Source organism: Sphingomonas sp. LR55, from assembly GCF_036856015.1.
Classification (GTDB): domain Bacteria; phylum Pseudomonadota; class Alphaproteobacteria; order Sphingomonadales; family Sphingomonadaceae; genus Sphingomonas.
Genome location: NZ_JASPFO010000001.1, coordinates 553,064 through 572,249 on the forward strand (window position 1 = coordinate 553,064; position 19,186 = coordinate 572,249).

Consider the following 19,186-nt stretch of genomic DNA (forward strand, 5'->3'; position numbering starts at 1 on the left):
CGGCTAGGCTATAGAGGCCAGATAGTCATGCGACCCGAAATCCTCAATCCGCTGTTCGCCGAAACCCTCGTTCTGAAAGGGGTGGGGCCTGCGCTTGCCAAGCCGCTCGACCGGCTCGGGCTCGCGCGCGTCGTCGACGTCGCCTTCCATCTGCCGACCGGATACGTCGATCGCCTGCCGCGCACCGAACTGATGTCGAGCGATGCCGGGCGGATCATCACGATCACGCTGACCCCGCGCGACTACAAGATTAGCGCTGGCCGTGGTCCAACCCGCGTGCAGGCGACCGATGAGCTTGGCAATTACGTCAGCCTGGTCTTCTTCGGCGGGAGTTCGGGCTGGGCGAAGAAACTGCTCCCGATCGGCGAGGCCAAGCGTATCTCGGGCCGGCTCGACGAATATGGCCAGGAATTGCAGATCGTCCATCCCGACATCGTCGAGCCGGACGAGGAACTGCGCGAGCGCGAGCCGATCTATCCGCTGTCGGAAGGCCTCACGTCGCGGCGGCTGGCGGCGCTGACCACGCAGGCGGTCGCGCGCGCCGGATCTGCCCGAGTGGATCGAGCCCGGCCTGAAGGCAAAACGCGAATGGCCCGGCTGGCACGAATCGCTCCAGCGTATCCATGCAGACCCGTCGGACGCAAAGGCGCGAGAGCGGCTGGCGTATGACGAAGTGTTCGCGAATCAGCTCGCGATCACGCTGGTCCGTGCCGACACGCGCAAACGGCGAGGGCGTGCTCTCCACGGCGACGGGCGGCTGCGTGATCTGCTGAAGCTCCCCTACACGCTGACCGGCGCGCAATCGCGAACGGTAGCCGAGATCGAGGGCGACCTCGCGCAGACCGCGCCGATGCTCCGGCTGCTGCAAGGCGATGTCGGCTCGGGCAAGACTTTGGTCGCGGCGATGGCGATGCTGATCGCGGTCGAGGCCGGCGCGCAGGCGGCGATGCTCGCCCCCACCGAGATCCTCGCGCGCCAGCATTTCGAGACGCTACGGAAAACGCTCGCCGGCCTGCCGATCAACGTTGGCGTGCTCACTGGGCGCGACAAGGGTCGCGTGCGCGAGGCGACGCTGATGGCGCTGGCGAGCGGCGAGATCGACATCCTCGTCGGCACGCACGCGATCTTCCAGGATGCGGTCGGTTATAAGGACCTCGCGCTGGTGGTGGTCGACGAGCAGCATCGCTTCGGCGTCGCACAGCGCATGACCTTGCAGGCGAAGGGCGTCGCGCCGCCGCATCTGCTCGCGATGACCGCGACGCCGATCCCGCGCACGCTGACGCTCGCGCAATATGGCGAAATGGACGTCAGCCGCCTCGACGAGATGCCGCCCGGCCGCCAGCCGATCGAGACGCGCGTGATCTCCGAGGACCGCCTCGACGACGTCGTCAATGCGCTCGGCCGTCATCTGGCGGATGGCGGGCAGGCGTACTGGGTGTGCCCACTGGTCGAGGAGAGCGAGAAGAGCGACCTCGCCGCCGCCGAGATGCGCGCGGAAACCCTCCGCGCCCGCTTCGGCGACAAGGTGGCGCTTGTCCATGGCCGGATGAAACCCGCGGAGAAGGACGCGGTGATGGCCGAGTTCTCCGCCGCCCGCACGTCCGTTCTGGTTGCAACAACGGTGATCGAGGTCGGCGTCGACGTCCCCAACGCGACGCTGATCGTGATCGAGCACGCTGACCGCTTCGGCCTCGCCCAGCTCCACCAGCTCCGCGGACGGGTAGGGCGCGGCACCGGTCGGTCGATCTGCCTGCTGATGCGCGGGTCGTCGCTCAGCGAGACGTCGCGTGCGCGGCTCGCATTGATGCGCGAGACCAACGATGGTTTCCGCATCGCCGAGGAGGATCTCCGCCTCCGCGGTGCCGGCGAACTGCTCGGCACCAAGCAGTCGGGCGAGATGGCGTTCCGGCTCGCGACCCCCGACATGATGGCCGACCTGCTGCAATGCGCGCACGACGACGCGCGGTTATTGATCGACCGCGACGGCGGGCTCGAAGGGCCGAGGGGACAGGCGGCGCGTACGGCGCTGTATCTGTTCGATCGCGACGCCGGCGTTGCCTTGCTCCGCTCCGGCTGACGTCAGATGTTGCGGACCATCACCGTCAGCATGCCATAATAGTCCGACAGCGGAATCGTCTGTTCGAGTTCGCAGCCGATCCGTCCACCAAGCGACCAGCGTACGATCGCATCGACGCCGCCTAGAATTGGCAGGGTAATCCGCAGCCGATCGCCAGCCTCGGGCGAACCCTCGCATCGCGCCATCAGTCCATTCGCGGACATGTTCACCAGCACCAGTTTCATGCTCCGACCATCGCCGTCGATCGCATGCGTGCGGTGCATCACCTCGTCGCGTGGCTCGCCGCGGTGGTCTCGAACAGCCGTGGCATAATTTCGCATCGGATGTTCCCCGTTTCTAGGACCATTGGCTTACCGGCGTCGCTGTGAACCTCGTGCGAACGGAGATGCCTAACGGCGTGTTTTTCACAACCAAAATGCTTTCCGTTACGAGGGAGTTAGCATCCCATGCCGCTTTTTCCCGAGGCTCAGACGGACCGGTGCCGCGACATCGATCGAGGCGGTCGGCTCCTTTTCCACGGCACCGTCGATCCGTACCGCACCCTCGGCGATCTTCCGTCGCGCTTCGCCGTTGGAGGCGACGAAGCCTAGCCCGACGAGCGCCTCGACGATCCCGATCGAGCCACACGCAACGGCAAAGCTTGGCAAGGAATCGCCGGATGCACCCTCCTCGAAGGTCTTTCGCGCAGTCTCCGCAGCCTGTTCGGCGGCAGCCCGGCCGCGACACATTGCCGTCGCTTCGTTGGCCAGGACGATCTTGGCGGCGTTGATTTCCGCGCCCTCGAGCGCTTCGAGACGGAATATCTCGTCGAGCGGGAGGTCGGTGAATAGGCGCAGGAAGCGGCCGACGTCGCGGTCGTCGGTGTTGCGCCAGAACTGCCAGTAATCGAAGTTCGGCAATTGATCTTCGTGCAGCCAGACCGCGCCCGACATCGTCTTGCCCATCTTGCCGCCGTCCGCGGTCGTGATCAGCGGGGTGGTGACGCCGTAGACCTCGGTGCCGTCCATCCGGCGCGACAATTCGATGCCGTTGACGATGTTGCCCCATTGATCCGAGCCACCCATCTGCAGGCGGCACTCAGCGCGGCGCGACAGTTCGAGGAAGTCGTACGCTTGGAGGATCATGTAGTTGAATTCTAGGAAGCTCAGCGACTGTTCGCGGTCGAGGCGGAGCTTGACCGAGTCGAACGCGAGCATCCGGTTGACCGAGAAATGCTGGCCGACATCGCGCAGGAACGGGATGTATTCGAGCGCGTCGAGCCATTCCGCGTTGTCGAGCATCACCGCGTCCGTGGGCCCGTCACCGAACGTGAGGAAGCGTTCGAAGATGCGACGGATCGACGCGACGTTGGCCTTGATCCCGTCCTCGCCGAGCAGTTTGCGCGCTTCGTCCTTAAAGCTCGGGTCGCCGATCTTGCCGGTGCCCCCGCCCATCAGGACGATCGGCTTGTGCCCGGTCTGCTGGAGCCGGCGGAGCAGCATGATCTGGACGAGGCTGCCGACGTGGAGCGACGGCGCGGTCGGATCGAAGCCGATATAGCCGGGCACGACCTGCTTACCGGCGAGCGCATCCAGCGCGGCCGCGTCGGTCATCTGGTGGACATAGCCGCGCGAGGTCAGCGTGGTGAGCAGGTCGGACTGGTAGGTCATGGTGCGTCTCGTTCCCCTCCCGCTTGCGGGAGGGGTTAGGGAGGGGCTTCGTGGCTCCCATGCCCTCCCCGACCCCTCCCGCAAGCGGGAGGGGAGATTCACGTCATTCCGGCCATCACCGTCATCCCAGCCTCAACCGTCATCCCAGCGAAAGCTGGGATCTTTGTGGGGCGGGTGCCGTGGCCCGAACCGGGATATCCCAGCTTTCGCTGGGATGACGGGAAGGGAGTGGGTTACGGGTAGTGGACGGATCAGCTTCGCGGCAGCTGCGACGTCGGATCCACCGGCGTCCGCCCCTTGCGCAGTTCGAAGTGCAGTTCCGGACGATCCGCAAACCCGGTGTCGCCCGACAGCGCGATCGTCTGACCGCGCTTCACGCTCTGGCCGCGCTGCACCAACAGTTTCGACGCATGGCCGTAGACACTGGTCCAGCCGCCGCCATGCTTGACGATCACCAGCCCACCGAGCGCGGCGATGCCGTCGCCGACATAGGCGACCACGCCGTCCGCCGTGGCATGGATCGGTGTCGACATCGGCACGGCGATCTTGATCCCGTCGTTGCGTTCGCCGCTCGCCCCCGGACCGAAGCGCTTCACGAGCTTGCCGTCGACCGGCCACAGAAAGCCGCCGCTTGCGAGCCGGGCTGGTGCGGTGACGACCGCGTTTGACGGCAGCACGCGACGCGGTGTCGCGATCGGCCGAGCTGGCGCCTGATTGTTCGCCAGCGCGGGCTCGCCACCGGTGAGGATGTCGTCGATGTCGAGCTTGAACGCCTGCGCGCGTTCCGAGGCACTTGGCCTGCCGCCCCCGGAGCGTCGGGGATCTGGATGCGCTGATCGGCACGCAGCACGTATGGTTCGACCAGCGCATTGGCGGCAACGATCCGCGACCATTCGACGCCGTACGCGCGCGCGATCGCGATGCCGGTCTCGCCGCGGCGGACCTGGTGATAACGCCCGCCGGGGATCGTCAGCCGCTGGCCAGCGCGGATCGTGTAGGGCGATTCGAGATCGTTGGCGCGCGCGATGGCTTCCATGCTCGCGCCGCTGCGGTCGACCACACGGGCGAGCGTATCGCCGGGCCGAACGAGATAGGTCGAGTCGGGAATGGTCTTCGCATCGGCACTGACCGGCCGCGCTTCCCAGGCGGGGCGCGGTGCGGGCAGGGCGGCGACTTCGCCGGTATCGCGGCCAGGAATATCCTGCGGCGGCGTGTCGTCCCGGCGCGGCCGATCGTCGTCTTGTCGTGGCCGATCATTGTCCCGACGGGGCCGATCATTGTCCCGACGGGGCCGATCATTGTCCCGACGGGGCCGATCATCGTCCCGACGGGGCTGATCATCGCGCCGCGGCGGGGGATCGCGATACGGCTGGCCCGGCGCGGTGCCGTAACCGGCCGGACGTTCGACCTGCGGAATACACGCGACGAGCCCGAGCAGCGGCACTGTCGCCACCGCAAACAGGCTCGCGCGCCGCATCAGCGATAGGCCCGTTCGAGCATATCCATCGACTCGAAATGCGTCAGGTCGAGATGCAGCGGAGTCACCGACACATACCCCTCCGCGGTCGCCTCGAGGTCGGTCGCGTGCGCGGGCGTCTCGACGGTGCGGCCCAGCGCGAACCAGTGATACTCGTAGCCGCGCGGGTCGGTGTTGCTGACGATCTGCAACCGACCATAGTCGCGCAGGCCCTGGCCGACGACGCGAACGCCCTTCACCGCATCGGCCGGGCCGGCGGGAAAGTTGATGTTGACCAGCGTCCGCGGCGCGAGCGGCGCATCGATCAGCGGGCGCAATACGCGCTCGCCCCAGGCGGCGGCGGCCTCGAATGGCACGCTGTCGCGCATGCCCTCGCGGCTGTAGATCTGGCTCAGCGCGATCGATCGGATGCCGCCCAGCGCGCCTTCCATCGCTGCCGAGACGGTGCCCGAATAGGTTACGTCCTCGGCGAGGTTCGCGCCGCGGTTGACGCCCGACAGGATCAGGTCGGGCGGGCAATCCTTCATGATCTTGGCGAGCGCCATCATCACCGCATCGGTCGGCGTGCCCGCAACGGCGAAGCGCTTCTCGCCATGCTTCCGCACGCGGATCGGCCGCGACAGCGTCAGCGAATGGCCCGCGCCGGACTGTTCGTCGGCAGGCGCCACCACCCAGACATCGTCCGAAAAGGTCCGCGCGATCGTCTCCAGCACCTTGAGACCGGGCGCATGATAGCCATCGTCGTTGGTCAGCAGGATCCGCATCAGCGCTTTGGCTCCAACACTGTCAGACCGCCGAGATACGGCTGGAGCACCGTCGGCACCGCGACCGAGCCGTCTTCCTGCTGATAGTTCTCCAGCACCGCGACGAGCGTCCGGCCGACCGCGAGCGCCGACCCGTTGAGCGTGTGGACGAACCGCGTGCCCTTCTCGCCCTCGGGCCGATAGCGCGCGTTCATCCGGCGCGCCTGGAAATCGGTGCAGGTCGAGACGCTGCTGATCTCGCGATAGCGCGCCTGGCCCGGCAGCCAGACTTCGAGATCGTAGGTGCGTGCCGCGGTAAAGCCCATGTCGCCGGTGCATAGGAGCATCCGCCTGAACGGCAGCTGCAACGCGTCGAGAACGCCCTCCGCGCACGCCGTCATCCGCTCGTGCTCGGCTTCCGACATGTCGGGGGTGACGATCGAGACCATCTCGACCTTGTCGAACTGATGCTGGCGGATATAGCCGCGCGTATCGCGCCCTGCTGCGCCTGCCTCGGAGCGGAAGCACGGCGTCAGCGCGGTGAAGCGCAGCGGCAGTTCGGCTTCGGTCAGGATCTGCTCGCGAACGATGTTGGTGAGGCTCACCTCCGCGGTCGGGATCAGCCAGCGACCATCGGTGGTACGGAACAGATCCTCCGAGAATTTCGGCAACTGGCCGGTACCAAATACGGCCTCGTCGCGGACGAGAAGCGGCGGCGAGACCTGCTCGAAGCCAGCGTCGGCGACGTGATCGAGCATGAACTGGCCCAGCGCGCGCTGCAGCTTGGCGGCAGGCCCGCGAACGAGCGTGAACCGCGCGCCGGACATCGCCGCACCGGTCTCGAAATCGAGGCCGATCGCAGGGCCGATCGCGTCATGCTCGCGAGCGGTAAAGGCGAAAATCGTGGGCGTGCCGCGGGTATGGACGAGCGCGTTGTCGTCCTCGCCACCGCCCTCGGGGACGTCTGCTGCGGGAAGGTTGGGAATCGCCGCGAGCATGTCGCCTAGCTCGCCGCTCAGCCGCGCCTCGTCCGCCTCGAGCTGCGGCAGCGCCTCCTTCAGGCTCGCGACCTCGGCCATCAGCGCCTGCGCCTTGGCCTCGTCCTTCTGCGCCTTGGCCTGGCCGATCGCCTTCGACAGCTCGTTGCGACGGGTTTGCGCGGTCTGTGACTCCGCGATCGTCGCCCGCCGCTGCTCGTCGAGCGCGACCAGTGCGGCGGACTGCGGTGCGAAGCCCCGCTTGGCGAGGGCGGCGTCGAAGGCGGCGGGATCGTCGCGGATCAGGCGTATGTCGTGCATGCCCGAGGCTATGCCGAGACGGGTGCGCAGGCGCAAGGCGGGCTCTCCTAATCCCCCCTTTGCCGGGAAGGATCGGAACGCGCCGCAACCTCTCGAGTTTGCGGCGCGTTCATTCATCACACGCACAGCGAAGAAGGAGATATCGCATGCATCTTCCCCATAACTCGGTCGTGCTCGTCGCGGACGGTCGGAAAATGCTGTTTCTGCGTAACGAGGGCGACAATACGGACTTCAATCTGGTCGTCGAAAAGGCACAGGAGCACGTCAATCCCGCAACCCGCGATCAGGCAACCGATGCCGCCGGGCGTGCATCGTCGCCGCGTGGCGGTGTGCAGAGCTCGGTCGAGCCGACTGATTTCCACCAGCTCGAAGAAGATCGTTTCGCCGCCGAAGCCGCCGATTTCCTCAAAGTCCGCGCGCTCAAGAACGATTACGAGTCGCTCATCGTCGTCGCACCGCCCAAGACTCTCGGCGAGCTGCGCAAGCATTATCACAAGGAAGTCAGCAGCCGGCTGACGGGTGAGCTCGACAAGGATCTGACCGGCCATCCGATCGCGGACATCGAGAAAGCGCTAAAGGCGGCCTGACGTCAACGCCTAAGCAAAAGGCCCCGCCGGACATGTCCAGCGGGGCCTTTTTAATGTGTGAGGCGAAAGCGTCAGGCGGCGATCGCGGCCGGCTTGGCGAAGCGTTTGCGGGCGACCAGCGCGGCCGCGGCCGCCCCGAACAGCAGCACCATCGGCGGCGCGGGAACCGGGGCAGGTGGCCCGCCGCTGGATCCGGTGCTGCCGCTCGAACTGGCGCTGCTCGCACTGCTCGCGCTGCTGGCACTGCTCGCGCTGCTGGCACTCGATCCGCTCGAGCTTGCCGACGATGCACTGCTGCCCGACGAAGCCGAGCTGCCCGACGATCCGTTCGAGCTCCACCCGCCGGTCGAATTCCAGCCGCCGTTCGATCCCCAGCCCTTGCTGCTCGAGCCATAGCTCGACCCGTCATGGCCGGGTTTGTCAGGCTTGCCGCCCGACGAGCTGCCGCTGCTGGCCGACGATGCCGAGGACGCGGACGATGCCGACGATGCGCTGCTCGACGAGGTCGACACGTTGCCGCTGGATGACGAGGACACATCGCCGCTGGAACCGCCGGCCGACGTCGATCCGCCACTCGACGTCGACGAGATGACGATACTGCCGCTCGAGCCGCCGCCTCCGCCAAAGCCGCCGCCGAAGCCACCGCCAAGCCCGCCGCCGAAAAAGCCACCGCTGCCGCCAATGACAACCGGCGCTGCACCAGCCCCGCCGCCGCCGATATACCCCTCGCCAACCGGCGCGGGGATCGGGACCGGCGCGGCATTGGCGACCGTGACGACGGTCGGAGCACAGGTCGTCCGGGTCGTGGTGGTGACGCGGCGAACGCGGGGTCGCTGCACAGCGGCGATCTGCGGGCGGGCAACGCGTTTGACGAGCACCCGCTTGGTATTGGCGGTGCGATTGGAGCTTTCCGCAACATGCACGGCGCCGCCGCCGATCAGGGCACCACCACACGCACAGGCGCACAATTTGGCCAAGGCCATCCTAACCGACATAGCGTCATTCTTTCGTTGCCGGCACCCTCGTGTTGCCGGATCCCCGTGTGCGATGATTACGACATCGCTATCCCACTAACTGCAAAACAAACCGTTAAGTGCAATAGCATTAACCACATTCGGCGGGCTGAATCACCTGTTTGCCGACATCGATGGATCCGACTCGCCGTTAACGTGCCGGCTTGGGACATCTTTGATCGTCTGGGAAGCGAATGGGGGAGGAGCCGCAGCCAATGGTCGGCTGCCCGGCGTGAAACGCGAAATTGTATACTTGTAATATAATGTCGAGGTAGGCGATGTTTGCGCAAGTCCGGTCGCTTGTGGTCGTCTCCGCGCACGACTATAGGCCCATTCACCATTTGGGGGCGGTCCTCGGAGATCAGCGTGGTTGATCCGACGGGGCCAGAGGGAGAGTGGTATGGCAACCGTGATGAATCGTATGGACGATACCGGAACTACCAACCGAAACGCTGCGAACGACAGCGACGTGGAAGGCTATCGGCCTGATGCCGACGAACCCTTTATGAGCTTGAAGCAGCAGGCGTATTTCCGTCGTAAGTTGCAGGAGTGGAAGGAGGCGATCCTTCGGGAGTCGCAGGAGACCTTGTCGCAGTTGCAGGTGGATTCGCTGCGCGAGGCGGATCTCACGGATCGTGCGTCGAGCGAAACCGACTGGTCGATCGAACTCCGCACGCGGGACCGGCAGCGCAAGCTCGTCTCGAAGATCGAGGCGGCGATTCGCCGGATCGACGAGGGCGAATATGGCTATTGCGAAGTCACCGGCGAGCCGATCAGCCTGGCCCGGCTTGAGGCACGACCGATCGCGACGATGACGGTCGAGGCGCAGGAGCGGCATGAGCGCAACGAGAAGGTCTCGCGCGAAGATTGATTCGGGATATCCCCTCGATCGAGCCTGAGCTAGAGTCGCGATCGGCCGGCGCCCGCCGTTAAGTATTTCGGCGGGTTTTCGGCCTATACGTGAACGTGGCTTCGGCCACTGGGCCTCGACGGTGCGAGACAATGATGGACAGCTTCGATCGTACGACAGCCACGGATCGATCTTCGGACGGCGTGGTGCACGATGCACCGTCGGGAGATTCGGGTTCCGGAAAGCGGGCAGTGGCGCGCGACAGTCTCTTGCTGGTCGCGCAATGCCAACTTGGTGACGAGCGCATCGTACACGAGGTTCGCGTCCGCAATCTGTCCGAGGGAGGGCTGATGATCGAGCTGGACAGGCCGGCCGACGTTGGCACGCGAGTCTGGCTGAATTTGCGCGGGATCGGTGAGATCGTCGGCAAGGTCGCCTGGAGCATGGCCGGACGGATGGGGATCGCGCTCGATAAGCCGATCGATCCTAAAAAGGCGCGCAAACCAACTAGTGGAACTGTCAAATCGTCTTCGTGAGCTTTGATGTCCAGTGATGCCCTCGTGTAGCGGCACCGGATGCGTTTGACCGTGACGATCGCTCCTCAAATCCCTGCCTGAAGAGCGATCGCAGGATAGGTGTGGTTCAGACCATTACAGGCTGACGATCTCTTCCTTGAGCCGCAGTTTCTGCTTCTTCAGGCTCGCGAGGATAGCAGCGTCGGGCAAGGGTCGGTGCGTTTCGGCGGCGATTCGCTGATCGAGCACGGCGTGCTTGGTTTCCAGGGCTGTCTGATGCGTCGTCTGCACAGTGAAGTACCTCCTGCATTAGGTTTGGGTACTGAGTAAACCACCATGTCACGATAATGTCTTCATCGAAAATGGACCAAATCGATTGGGCGACCGGTTCAGGCGATGACCCGTTTCTGGGTGGTAAGATCAAGACCCATTGTCGGTCGTGTCGATTTACGCGAAGTTTCGTTGCATGACGCGCTTGCGCCCGACGCGATCCTCGCGACGCTTTAGCGCTCGCCAGCGCGTCCGCATTTGCTAAGGACTCGGGCGACGGAGGATCGGCATGTATCTTAGAGACGGCGTGGACGAGGCGCAGATTCGGGTTCGGCTCGACGGGATGCGGATCGAGCACCGCGACCTCGACGATGCAATCGCCGCCCTGATCCTGCTGCCGGTCCCGGACCAGTTGCAGATTGCACGACTGAAGAAGCGGAAGCTCAGGCTGCGCGATGAGATCGCCGCGTGCGAGGACATACTCGTTCCCGATATCATCGCCTAAGCGGCGGTGATGACGAGCATCAGGACGCACTGATCACCGTCTGTGTCCAAGGTGCATCGTTTTGGTACGTTTCGTACAAACCGCCGGTTGGATCACTGGTCATCACACTGGGCGGGGCGGGGTGCCTATGGCATCGCACCTCGATGAATGGTCTGCAGGAATCGCCTTTGCATCGGCGACTGGTCGATGCGCTGTATAGCGAAGCGATGGTGTTGGCCGATGAGGCACGCACCTATTTCGATGAGGTAGGGCGCACGGACCGGGATACGCTCGATCCGATGATCCGCGTGAGCTTCAGTTGCGAGTCGCTGAAAGTGACGACGCGATTGATGCACGTGATTGCCTGGTTGTTGACGCAGCGAGCGATCGAGTCGGGCGAGTTACACCCTCGCGATGCGCTCGATCCCGCACGACGGCTTGGCGATGCACCGGTGACCGACCAGAGCCTGCTCGACGTCCTGCCGACGCGGGCGCGGACGCTGATCGAGGCCAGCGCCGATCTGCATCGCCGGGTCGGCCGGCTTGATCGGGGACTGGACCAGATCGACCTCGATGTCACCAGCCCCGCCTTGTCGATACAGCGCATGCTCGCACGGGCATCATTCTAGGGCTTACCCGGCCGCAGTCACGATCCGACCGATTAGTACGGATACGCCTCGAGCCGAGGAGGCTAAGTCAATTCGCTGCATCGCGCCTTCACATGCAGAGGCGGGGGGCACTGGCTTACGAACGAGGCCCAGCAGGGCTTGGGATGGAGCGGTCAGAGCGCCAATCGCGTCCGCGCCGCGCGATACTCGCGCTCCAGCCGGTCGACGCGATCGGCGACGCTTTCGACCTTGCTCACCGCGCCGATGCCCTGGCCCGAACCCCAGATGTCGCGCCACGCCTTGGGCTTCGACCCGTTGCCGCCGCCGAAGTCCATCGTTTTGAGATCACCCTCGGGAAGATTGTCGGGGTCCATCCCCGCCGCCTCGATCGACGCACGGAGGTAGTTGCCGTGCACGCCGGTGAACAGGTTCGAGTAGACGATGTCGGCGGCCTTGCCCGCGACGATGCCGTCCTTGTACGCTGCGTCCGCGTTCGCCTCGGTCGTCGCGATGAACGGCGAACCGATATACCCGAAGTCCGCGCCCATCGCCTGCGCCGCGAGCACCGCGTCGCCGGTTGCGATCGAACCCGACAGCGCGAGCGGACCATCGAACCACTGGCGGATTTCCTGGATGATCGCGAACGGCGATAGGCGACCGGCATGACCACCGGCCCCGGCTGCGACCGCGATAAGACCGTCGGCGCCCTTCTCGATAGCCTTCCGCGCGAACCGGTCGTCGATCACGTCGTGCAGCGTGATGCCGCCCCAGCCGTGTACCGCGGTGTTCAGGTCCTCGCGTGCGCCGAGCGAGGTAATTACGATCGGCACCTGCCACTTGGCGCACGTCTCGAGATCGCTCTCGAGCCGGTCGTTGGATTTGTGGACGATCTGGTTGACCGCGAACGGTGCCGCCGGGCGATCGGGATTAGCGCGGTTATGCGCGCTGAGTTCCTCGGTGATCCGGTGCAGCCACTCGTCGAGCATAGCCTGCGGGCGCGCATTGAGCGCGGGGAACGAGCCGACGATGCCTGCCTTGCACTGCGCGATCACCAACTCGGGGCCGGAAATTATGAACAGCGGCGAGCCGATGACGGGCAGGCGCAGGTTTTTAGAATAGCGGGTACGGTCATGCCAGTTTCCTAGCGCAACCCATTCGCCCACGCCAGACCCGGTTTTGCCCTCCACCCCAGCCTACGATGCGGCGGGATGGAGGGCAGGGTATCAGGCCATCTTGCCGATGACCTTGTCGAGCGTCAGCGGGTATTCGCGGATGCGGACACCGCACGCATTGTAGACCGCGTTGGCGATCGCCGCGCCGACGCCGCATAGGCCGAGCTCGCCGATGCCCTTGGCCTTCATCGGCGAGGACTTTTCGTCGAGTTCGTCCATGAAGAACACGTCCTGCATCGGAATGTCGGCATGCGCCGGCACATGATATTCGGCGAGGTCATGGTTGACGAAATAGCCGAACCGCGTGTCGACGATCGCGTCCTCCATCAGCGCCGCACCGACGCCCATCGTCATCGCACCGATCACCTGGCTGCGGGCCGATTTCGGGTTGAGGATACGACCCGCCGCGAACGCGCCGCTCATCCGGCGGACGCGGATTTCACAGGTCGCCGAGTCGACGCCGACCTCGACGAAATGCGCGCCGAACGTGGCCTGCGCATAGGTCTTGGTCAGATCGCCGAACTCGATCGAGATCCTCGGCGGAGAGGCCGGCATCGCCAGCCGCCTCGGCGAGCGAGACGCTGCGGTTGCCCGACTTCACCTTGCCGTCCTCGAACACGACGTCGGTCGAGTTGAACCCGAGTTTCCGTGCAACCGAGTCACGCAGCGCCATGCACGCGGCATACACGCCCGCGGTCGAGCTGTTGCCGCCCCACTGGCCGCCCGAGCCCGACGAGGCCGGGAAGCTGCTGTCGCCGAGCAGGACGACGACCTTGTCCATCGGTACGCCCATCATCTCGGCAACCGTCTGGCCGATGATCGTGTAGCTGCCGGTGCCGATGTCGGTCATGTCGGTGGCAACGGTGACGACGCCCTTCTTGTCGATCCCGACGCGCGCGCCCGACTTCATAGTGACGTTGTCGCGGAACGCCGACGCCATGCCCATGCCGACCAGCCAGCGGCCGTCGCGGACCTGACCGGGGACGGGGTTGCGCTTGTTCCAGCCAAAGCGTTCGGCGCCGGTCTTCAGGCAGCCGACCAGATCGCGCTGCGAGAACTGACGCGCCGGCTTTTCCGGATCGACCTGCGTATCATTGATGATCCGCAACTTGACCGGGTCCATCTTCAGCTTCTCGGCCAGCTCGTCCATCGCCGCTTCGAGCGCGAGCAGGCCGACCGCCTCGCCCGGCGCACGCATCGCGTTGCCTTCGGGAAGGTCGAGCACGGCAAGACGCGTCGCGGTCATCCGGTTGGCGCCGGCATAGAGCAGACGCGTCGCGTTCGGCGCGGTCTCGGGACCACCGCCCGGCAGGTCGCCCGACCAGCTTTCGTGCGCGATCGCGGTGATCTTGCCGTCCTTCTGCGCACCGATGCGGAGGCGCTGGATCGTCGCGGGGCGATGCGTCGTGTTGTTCATCACCTGCGGGCGGGCGAGCGCGAGCTTCACCGGACGTCCGCCGATCGCACGCGACCCGAGCGCGGCCATCACCGCATCGCTGCGGACCCAGAGCTTCGACCCGAACCCGCCGCCGACATAGGGCGACATCACATGGATGCTTTCCTTGGGCAGCAGCAGCGTCTCGCTCATGTCGCCGACCGCCCAGGCGATCATCTGGTTCGAGGTCCAGAGCGTGAGCTTGCCGTCCTTCCACGCCGCAGTGGTGGAGTGCGGCTCCATCATCATGTGGCTCTGGTCGGGCGTGGTGTAGCGCTCGTCGACCTTGACCGCCGCCTTGGCGAACGCGCCCGCGAAATCGCCGACGGCGGTGTCGGGGTTGCCGCTCTTGGGCTTGGTGGCCGACGCTTGCGATGCGGCGAGATCGAACTTGCCGGCGGCCCGTGCGTAGTTGACGCGGAGCAGCTTGGTGGCCGCACGCGCCTGCTCGAACGTCTCGGCGACGACGACCGCGACGGCCTGATCGTAATGCTGGACCTCTGGCCCGGCAAGCATCCGTGCCGTGTGGTTCTTTGCCTTGCCGAGCTTGCCGGCGTTCTCATAAGTGACGACCGCGAGCACGCCCGGCGCGGCCTTCGCATCAGCCGTGTCGATGCTCTCGATCCGGCCCTTGGCGATCGCCGCGCCAAGGATGTAGCCATAGGCCGCATTGGGCGCGGCGTCGTTGCGCTCATAGGCATAATGCGCAGTGCCGGTGGTCTTCAGCTTGCCGTCGATGCGGTCGAGCGGCTGGCCGAGCACCTTCATGCGGTCGGTCGGGTTCGCCGTGGCGGGGGTATCGAACTTCATGGCGATCAGGCCTTCGCTTCTTCGAACACGGCGCCGATGGTGCGTTCGACCAACGGCAGCTTGAACGCGTTCTGTGATGTGGTGCGGGCGCCGGCGAGGACGGCCGACGCGGTCGCCTTGGCGCCATTGGGTATCTGCGCCTCGGCAGCTTCGACGCGCCACGGCTTGTGCGCAAGACCACCGAACGCAAGACGCCCATGGCCACCCGGCTGGATCACGGCGGCAACCGAGATCAGCGCGAACGCGTAGGACGCACGGTCGCGCACCTTCTGGTAGATGTGCGTTCCGCCGATGGGCTTGGGCAACGTGACCGCAGTGATCAACTCACCCGGCGCAAGCGACGTCTCGATGTTCGGCGTAGCACCGGGGAGGCGGTGGAAGTCCGCGATCGGAATCGTCCGCGTCTGGCCGGTGGCATTCACCGTTTCGACCGTCGCATCCAGTACGCGCATCGCAACCGCCATGTCGCTCGGGTGCGTCGCGATGCAGGCATCGCTCGTGCCCATCACGGCGAGGTTGCGGTTGAACCCGCCGATCGCGGCACACCCACTGCCGGGCTGACGCTTGTTGCAGGGCTTGGTGGTATCGTAGAAATACGGGCACCGCGTGCGCTGAAGCAGGTTGCCCGCGGTGGTCGCCTTGTTGCGGAGCTGACCCGATGCGCCGGACACCAGCGCGCGGCTGAGCACGCCGTAGTCCTTCCGGACGCGCGCGTCGGCGGCGAGGTCAGTGTTACGGACGAGCGCGCCGATACGGAGACCGCCCTCGGAGGTCGGCGTGATCTTGTCGAGGCCGAGGCCATTGACGTCGATCAGATGCTGCGGCGTCTCGATCTGGAGCTTCATCAGGTCGAGCAAGTTGGTGCCGCCCGCAATGAACTTCGCGCCCGGCGTGCGGACTGCGGCGCTGGCGGCTTCCTTCGCCGAGGTGGCGCGCTCGTAGGTGAAGGCCTTCATGCGCTGCGCTCCGTACCCGCGACGTCGTGGATCGCGTCGATGATGTTCGCATAGGCACCGCAGCGGCAGATGTTGCCGCTCATCCGCTCGCGCAGTTCGTCGGTGGTAACCGCAGGCTGCGCGGCGATGTCGCCGGTAACGTGGCTAGGGATCCCGGCCTTGATCTCGCCGAGCGTAGCGACTGCCGAACAGATCTGGCCCGGGGTGCAATAGCCGCACTGATAGCCGTCATGCTTGACGAATGCCGCCTGCATCGCATGCAGCTTCTCGGGCGTGCCGAGGCCTTCGATCGTCGTGATCTCCTCGCCTTCGTGCATGACCGCAAGCGTCAGGCAGCTGTTGATCCGGCGACCCTCGACGATCACGGTGCACGCGCCGCACTGACCGTGATCGCAACCCTTCTTGGTGCCGGTGAGCTTCAAACTCTCACGCAGCGCGTCGAGCAACGTGATGCGCGTGTCGACGTTGAGCTTAGTGGTGCGGCCGTTGACCTTCAGCGTCACCGGCATGGTCGGCGGAGCCGACTGCGCGGTACCCTGGGTCTGGGCCTGTGCCACGGGTGTCGCTGCCAACGTGGCAGACGCGACACCGCCGGCGATCACGCCACGGCGCGATACCGGAAAACCTTCATCCTGATGCATATAAACCCCTGTATATGTTGGCCTAACGGGTGAAGCGCGGCAAAGTTGCGCTGCTTCGCATTTGGTTCCGTGAATTCTCGGTCATGAAGCTTTGGGTAGGGTATTGTAATGCGGACGATTTCTTCCGGCGTGTCGGTTCGGCTGTATCATCTCGACGACAGCGGCGAGGGCGGGGCCGCGACTACGCTGTTCTATGGGCCGCTGGGCGAGGCGCTGGCGATCGCCGCGCAACAGGAGGAAGATGTCCAGGCGGGGCTGTATCTGGCGACGGAAAACGACGTGGTCGCGTATCTGGACTTGGAGGAGTAGCTCAGATCTAACGATCCTCCCCCGCCAGGGGGAGGTGGCACCGAAGGTGGCGGAGGGGGAGGACACGGAACGAAGGTGGCGCCTACCTCCCCCTCCGTCTGGCAAGGGCCAGCCACCTCCCCCTTACGGAGGATCAGAAGTGAGCCTCAGGTCCCCGGCGTAAACCCGTCATCGCGATCCGGCGGGGTCGGCGCGTGCACCTCGCTACAAATCGAGCGGAGCGCGCCTTTCATCCCCTCCTCGAACGTCGGATGATAGAAGGGCAGATCGAGCACCTCGGTCGCGGTCCAGCCGCTCTGGATCGCCCATGCGATCAGATGCGCGCTATGCTCGACCGCTGGCCCCGCCATCGTCGCGCCGGTCAGCCGCCCATCACGGCGGTCGGCATAAAACCGCACCAGCCCCGCATTGCATGCTTCGACCTTGGCGCGGCCCTGATCGTCATACGACGCAGTGCCGATAACGCTGTCCGCATCATCATCCTTGGCGATCTTGCCGATCACCGCGACGTTAGGATGCGTGAAGGTTATCGCGAACGGCACCGTTCGCTTCCCCGGCGTCACCTCGGGATAGCTCGCCGCATTCCGCCCCGCGATCGTGCCTTCTGCCGACGCCTCGTGCAGCACCGCCCGGTCATGATCCGCATCGCCCGCGATGAAGATCGGCGCGGTGCCGCACTGCATCGTCTCACAATTATACTCCGGCATGCCATGCTCATCGAGCGTGAGGCCGGTCGTCTCGAGCCCGATACCCTTGATGCGCGGCGGTCGCCCGGTCGCGACCAGCAGATAATCGAAGCGCTGCTTGCCGGAAGCCGGCCCACTCCACGACAGCATGACGCCATCATCCTCGGGCGTCACCTCGAGCTCGACACCGAGCAGGATCGGCATCTCGCGCGACAGGATCGCGTGATAGGCTTCACCGACATGGGGGTCCTTCAGCCCGCCGATCGTGTCACCCGTATCGAACACCATCGTCTCGACGCCGAGCCGCGCCATTGCCTGCGCCAGTTCGAGCCCCAACGCACCCGCACCGACTACACCAAGCGACTTGGGCAGATCGTTCAGTTCGAAGATGCTTTCGTTGGTCAAAACCCGGTCGCGCACCGCGTCGAACATTGCGGGGATCATCGGGCTCGATCCGGTCGCGATCACCACCGCCTTTGCATGAACCTCGCGACCATCGCTGAGCGACAGGACCGTCGCGCCGGCGAATTTCGCACGCGCCTCGATCTTCACGTCGTCGGGCAGTTTGTCGATTGAAGCCTCGACCCCGGCGACGAACGCGTCGCGTTCCTCGCGAACCCGCGCCATCACCGCGACGCCGTCGACCTTGCCCGACGCCTCGACCCCGAACACCGAAGCCTGCTCGACCGCGTGCATCGCATTCCCCGCCGCGATCAACAGCTTGGAAGGCATACATCCCACGCTCGTACAGGTCGTACCGCCAAAGCCCTCGTCGATCAGCAGCGTCTTCGCATCATTGCGACGCGCACTGCGCTCGGCGGCAAGGCCCGCGGTCCCGGCGCCGATGATCGCCACGTCGCAGGTCAGCTTCGTCATAAGTCTCTCCGTTGCCGGAGAATTCCGGAGCCATGGTCGACGAAACCTTCGACACCGCCCAGCCGTTCCGCAGTGCAGCACATTCCCTGACGAAGGACGCTCATGTTAACCCTCCACCACCTCAACTACTCGCGTTCGATCCGCGTCCTCTGGCTGCTCGAGGAACTCGGCATCGAATACGACCTCGCCAAATACGAGCGTGACGAGAACTTCCGCGCGCCGCCCGAGCTGAAGGCAATCCATCCGCTCGGCAAAGCGCCGGTCCTCGTCGACGACGCACTGACACTCGCCGAAAGCGCGCCGATCCTGTCATACATCGACGAACGCTACGGCGACCGCCGCTTTTCGCCGCCGGTCGACAGCGATGCCGCCGCGATCCACGACGAGTGGCTGCAATATGTCGAAAGCTCGGCCGCGTTGCCGATCATGATGACGATGTTCGGCAAACGGATGGGCGGACTGCCCGAAGGCCTGACCAAGTTCACCGGCCCCGAGGTGACCAAGACGCTCGACTATATCGCTGCAGGCGTTGGCGATGGCCCGTATCTGATGGGCGAGCAGCTCATGCTGGCCGATATCCAGATGTGCTACATGCTGGCGATCGCGGAGAGCACGGGCTTGCTGAAGGAGCATCCCGAAGTCGCCGCCTATCTCGATCGCCTGCGCGCGCGCCCGGCGTTCATCTCCGCAACGGAGATCGGCGGACCGTTGATGCCAACGCGCCGCTAAT

At 65.3% G+C, this 19,186-nt stretch carries 19 protein-coding genes and 2 pseudogenes; 8 read left to right on the plus strand and 13 right to left on the minus strand.

Features of this window, described 5'->3' with window-relative positions; all coding sequences use genetic code 11:
* Positions 1 to 27 precede the first annotated feature (27 nt).
* A pseudogene (recG, locus tag QP181_RS02770) lies at positions 28 to 2,077 on the plus strand (ATP-dependent DNA helicase RecG).
* A 2-nt stretch (positions 2,078 to 2,079) separates the two neighbouring features.
* Here the strand turns inward: recG and QP181_RS02775 are convergent.
* The 6 genes from QP181_RS02775 to serS all read right to left on the minus strand — a co-directional run bounded on the left by QP181_RS02775 (position 2,080) and on the right by serS (position 7,244).
* On the minus strand, positions 2,080 to 2,397 hold the full coding sequence (locus tag QP181_RS02775) for a PilZ domain-containing protein (protein WP_132738446.1): 318 nt from the start codon (positions 2,395 to 2,397) through the stop codon (positions 2,080 to 2,082).
* Between the two features lie 105 nt (positions 2,398 to 2,502).
* Positions 2,503 to 3,726 (minus strand): tyrosine--tRNA ligase, encoded by a 1,224-nt coding sequence (tyrS, locus tag QP181_RS02780; protein WP_333927507.1) that lies wholly within the window; start codon positions 3,724 to 3,726, stop codon positions 2,503 to 2,505.
* Positions 3,727 to 3,977: 251 nt separating this feature from the next.
* Positions 3,978 to 4,322: a murein hydrolase activator EnvC family protein gene (locus QP181_RS02785; protein WP_333927508.1), complete on the minus strand. Its 345-nt coding sequence runs from the start codon at positions 4,320 to 4,322 to the stop codon at positions 3,978 to 3,980.
* Positions 4,319 to 5,203 carry a LysM peptidoglycan-binding domain-containing protein gene (locus tag QP181_RS02790; protein ID WP_333927509.1) on the minus strand — a complete coding sequence of 295 codons (885 nt, stop codon included), beginning with the start codon at positions 5,201 to 5,203 and terminating at the stop codon, positions 4,319 to 4,321. The genes QP181_RS02785 and QP181_RS02790 overlap by 4 nt, the downstream gene beginning before the upstream one ends.
* A complete protein-coding gene (surE, locus tag QP181_RS02795) occupies positions 5,203 to 5,967 on the minus strand; it encodes a 5'/3'-nucleotidase SurE (RefSeq protein WP_333927510.1) in 765 nt (254 codons plus the stop codon). The genes QP181_RS02790 and surE overlap by 1 nt, the downstream gene beginning before the upstream one ends.
* Complete coding sequence (serS, locus tag QP181_RS02800; protein ID WP_333924167.1) at positions 5,967 to 7,244, minus strand: serine--tRNA ligase; 1,278 nt, start codon at positions 7,242 to 7,244, stop codon at positions 5,967 to 5,969. The genes surE and serS overlap by 1 nt, the downstream gene beginning before the upstream one ends.
* A 146-nt stretch (positions 7,245 to 7,390) precedes the next feature.
* Here serS and QP181_RS02805 point away from each other — a divergent pair, with 146 nt between their 5' ends.
* Positions 7,391 to 7,831, plus strand: coding sequence for a host attachment family protein (locus tag QP181_RS02805; protein WP_132738434.1), 441 nt, complete (start codon positions 7,391 to 7,393; stop codon positions 7,829 to 7,831).
* A gap of 71 nt (positions 7,832 to 7,902) precedes the next feature.
* On the opposite strand, the gene QP181_RS02810 is transcribed toward QP181_RS02805, so the two are convergent.
* Entirely contained in the window at positions 7,903 to 8,814 is a 912-nt protein-coding gene (locus QP181_RS02810) for a hypothetical protein (protein WP_333927511.1), read from the minus strand.
* A 430-nt stretch (positions 8,815 to 9,244) separates the two neighbouring features.
* Here QP181_RS02810 and dksA point away from each other — a divergent pair, with 430 nt between their 5' ends.
* Positions 9,245 to 9,715, plus strand: a complete 471-nt coding sequence (gene dksA / locus QP181_RS02815) for an RNA polymerase-binding protein DksA (protein WP_132738428.1) — start codon at positions 9,245 to 9,247, stop codon at positions 9,713 to 9,715.
* 230 nt (positions 9,716 to 9,945) lie between these two features.
* Positions 9,946 to 10,230 carry a PilZ domain-containing protein gene (locus tag QP181_RS02820; protein ID WP_333927512.1) on the plus strand — a complete coding sequence of 95 codons (285 nt, stop codon included), beginning with the start codon at positions 9,946 to 9,948 and terminating at the stop codon, positions 10,228 to 10,230.
* Positions 10,231 to 10,344: 114 nt separating this feature from the next.
* Here QP181_RS02820 and QP181_RS02825 read toward each other — a convergent pair whose 3' ends face one another.
* Entirely contained in the window at positions 10,345 to 10,500 is a 156-nt protein-coding gene (locus tag QP181_RS02825) for a YdcH family protein (protein WP_082463337.1), read from the minus strand.
* Positions 10,501 to 10,786: 286 nt separating this feature from the next.
* Between QP181_RS02825 and QP181_RS02830 the strand changes: the two genes are divergently transcribed.
* Positions 10,787 to 10,984, plus strand: a complete 198-nt coding sequence (locus QP181_RS02830) for a YdcH family protein (RefSeq protein WP_333927513.1) — start codon at positions 10,787 to 10,789, stop codon at positions 10,982 to 10,984.
* 143 nt (positions 10,985 to 11,127) lie between these two features.
* Positions 11,128 to 11,592, plus strand: a complete 465-nt coding sequence (locus tag QP181_RS02835) for a DUF1465 family protein (protein ID WP_333927514.1) — start codon at positions 11,128 to 11,130, stop codon at positions 11,590 to 11,592.
* A 152-nt stretch (positions 11,593 to 11,744) separates the two neighbouring features.
* On the opposite strand, the gene QP181_RS02840 is transcribed toward QP181_RS02835, so the two are convergent.
* From QP181_RS02840 to paoA, 4 genes and pseudogenes are all read right to left on the minus strand, one after another.
* A complete protein-coding gene (locus tag QP181_RS02840) occupies positions 11,745 to 12,734 on the minus strand; it encodes an NAD(P)H-dependent flavin oxidoreductase (protein ID WP_333927515.1) in 990 nt (329 codons plus the stop codon).
* Positions 12,735 to 12,794: 60 nt separating this feature from the next.
* A pseudogene (gene paoC, locus QP181_RS02845) lies at positions 12,795 to 14,988 on the minus strand (aldehyde oxidoreductase molybdenum-binding subunit PaoC).
* Between the two features lie 5 nt (positions 14,989 to 14,993).
* Positions 14,994 to 15,944: an FAD binding domain-containing protein gene (locus tag QP181_RS02850; protein WP_333927516.1), complete on the minus strand. Its 951-nt coding sequence runs from the start codon at positions 15,942 to 15,944 to the stop codon at positions 14,994 to 14,996.
* Positions 15,941 to 16,585: an aldehyde dehydrogenase iron-sulfur subunit PaoA gene (gene paoA, locus QP181_RS02855; RefSeq protein WP_333927517.1), complete on the minus strand. Its 645-nt coding sequence runs from the start codon at positions 16,583 to 16,585 to the stop codon at positions 15,941 to 15,943. Before paoA ends, QP181_RS02850 begins: the two co-directional genes overlap by 4 nt.
* A gap of 108 nt (positions 16,586 to 16,693) precedes the next feature.
* Between paoA and QP181_RS02860 the strand changes: the two genes are divergently transcribed.
* Complete coding sequence (locus tag QP181_RS02860) at positions 16,694 to 16,894, plus strand: hypothetical protein (RefSeq protein ID WP_333922050.1); 201 nt, start codon at positions 16,694 to 16,696, stop codon at positions 16,892 to 16,894.
* Between the two features lie 146 nt (positions 16,895 to 17,040).
* On the opposite strand, the gene QP181_RS02865 is transcribed toward QP181_RS02860, so the two are convergent.
* Positions 17,041 to 18,456, minus strand: coding sequence for a dihydrolipoyl dehydrogenase (locus QP181_RS02865; protein WP_333927518.1), 1,416 nt, complete (start codon positions 18,454 to 18,456; stop codon positions 17,041 to 17,043).
* 102 nt (positions 18,457 to 18,558) lie between these two features.
* Here QP181_RS02865 and QP181_RS02870 point away from each other — a divergent pair, with 102 nt between their 5' ends.
* Entirely contained in the window at positions 18,559 to 19,185 is a 627-nt protein-coding gene (locus QP181_RS02870; protein ID WP_333927519.1) for a glutathione S-transferase family protein, read from the plus strand.
* Position 19,186: the final 1 nt, after the last annotated feature.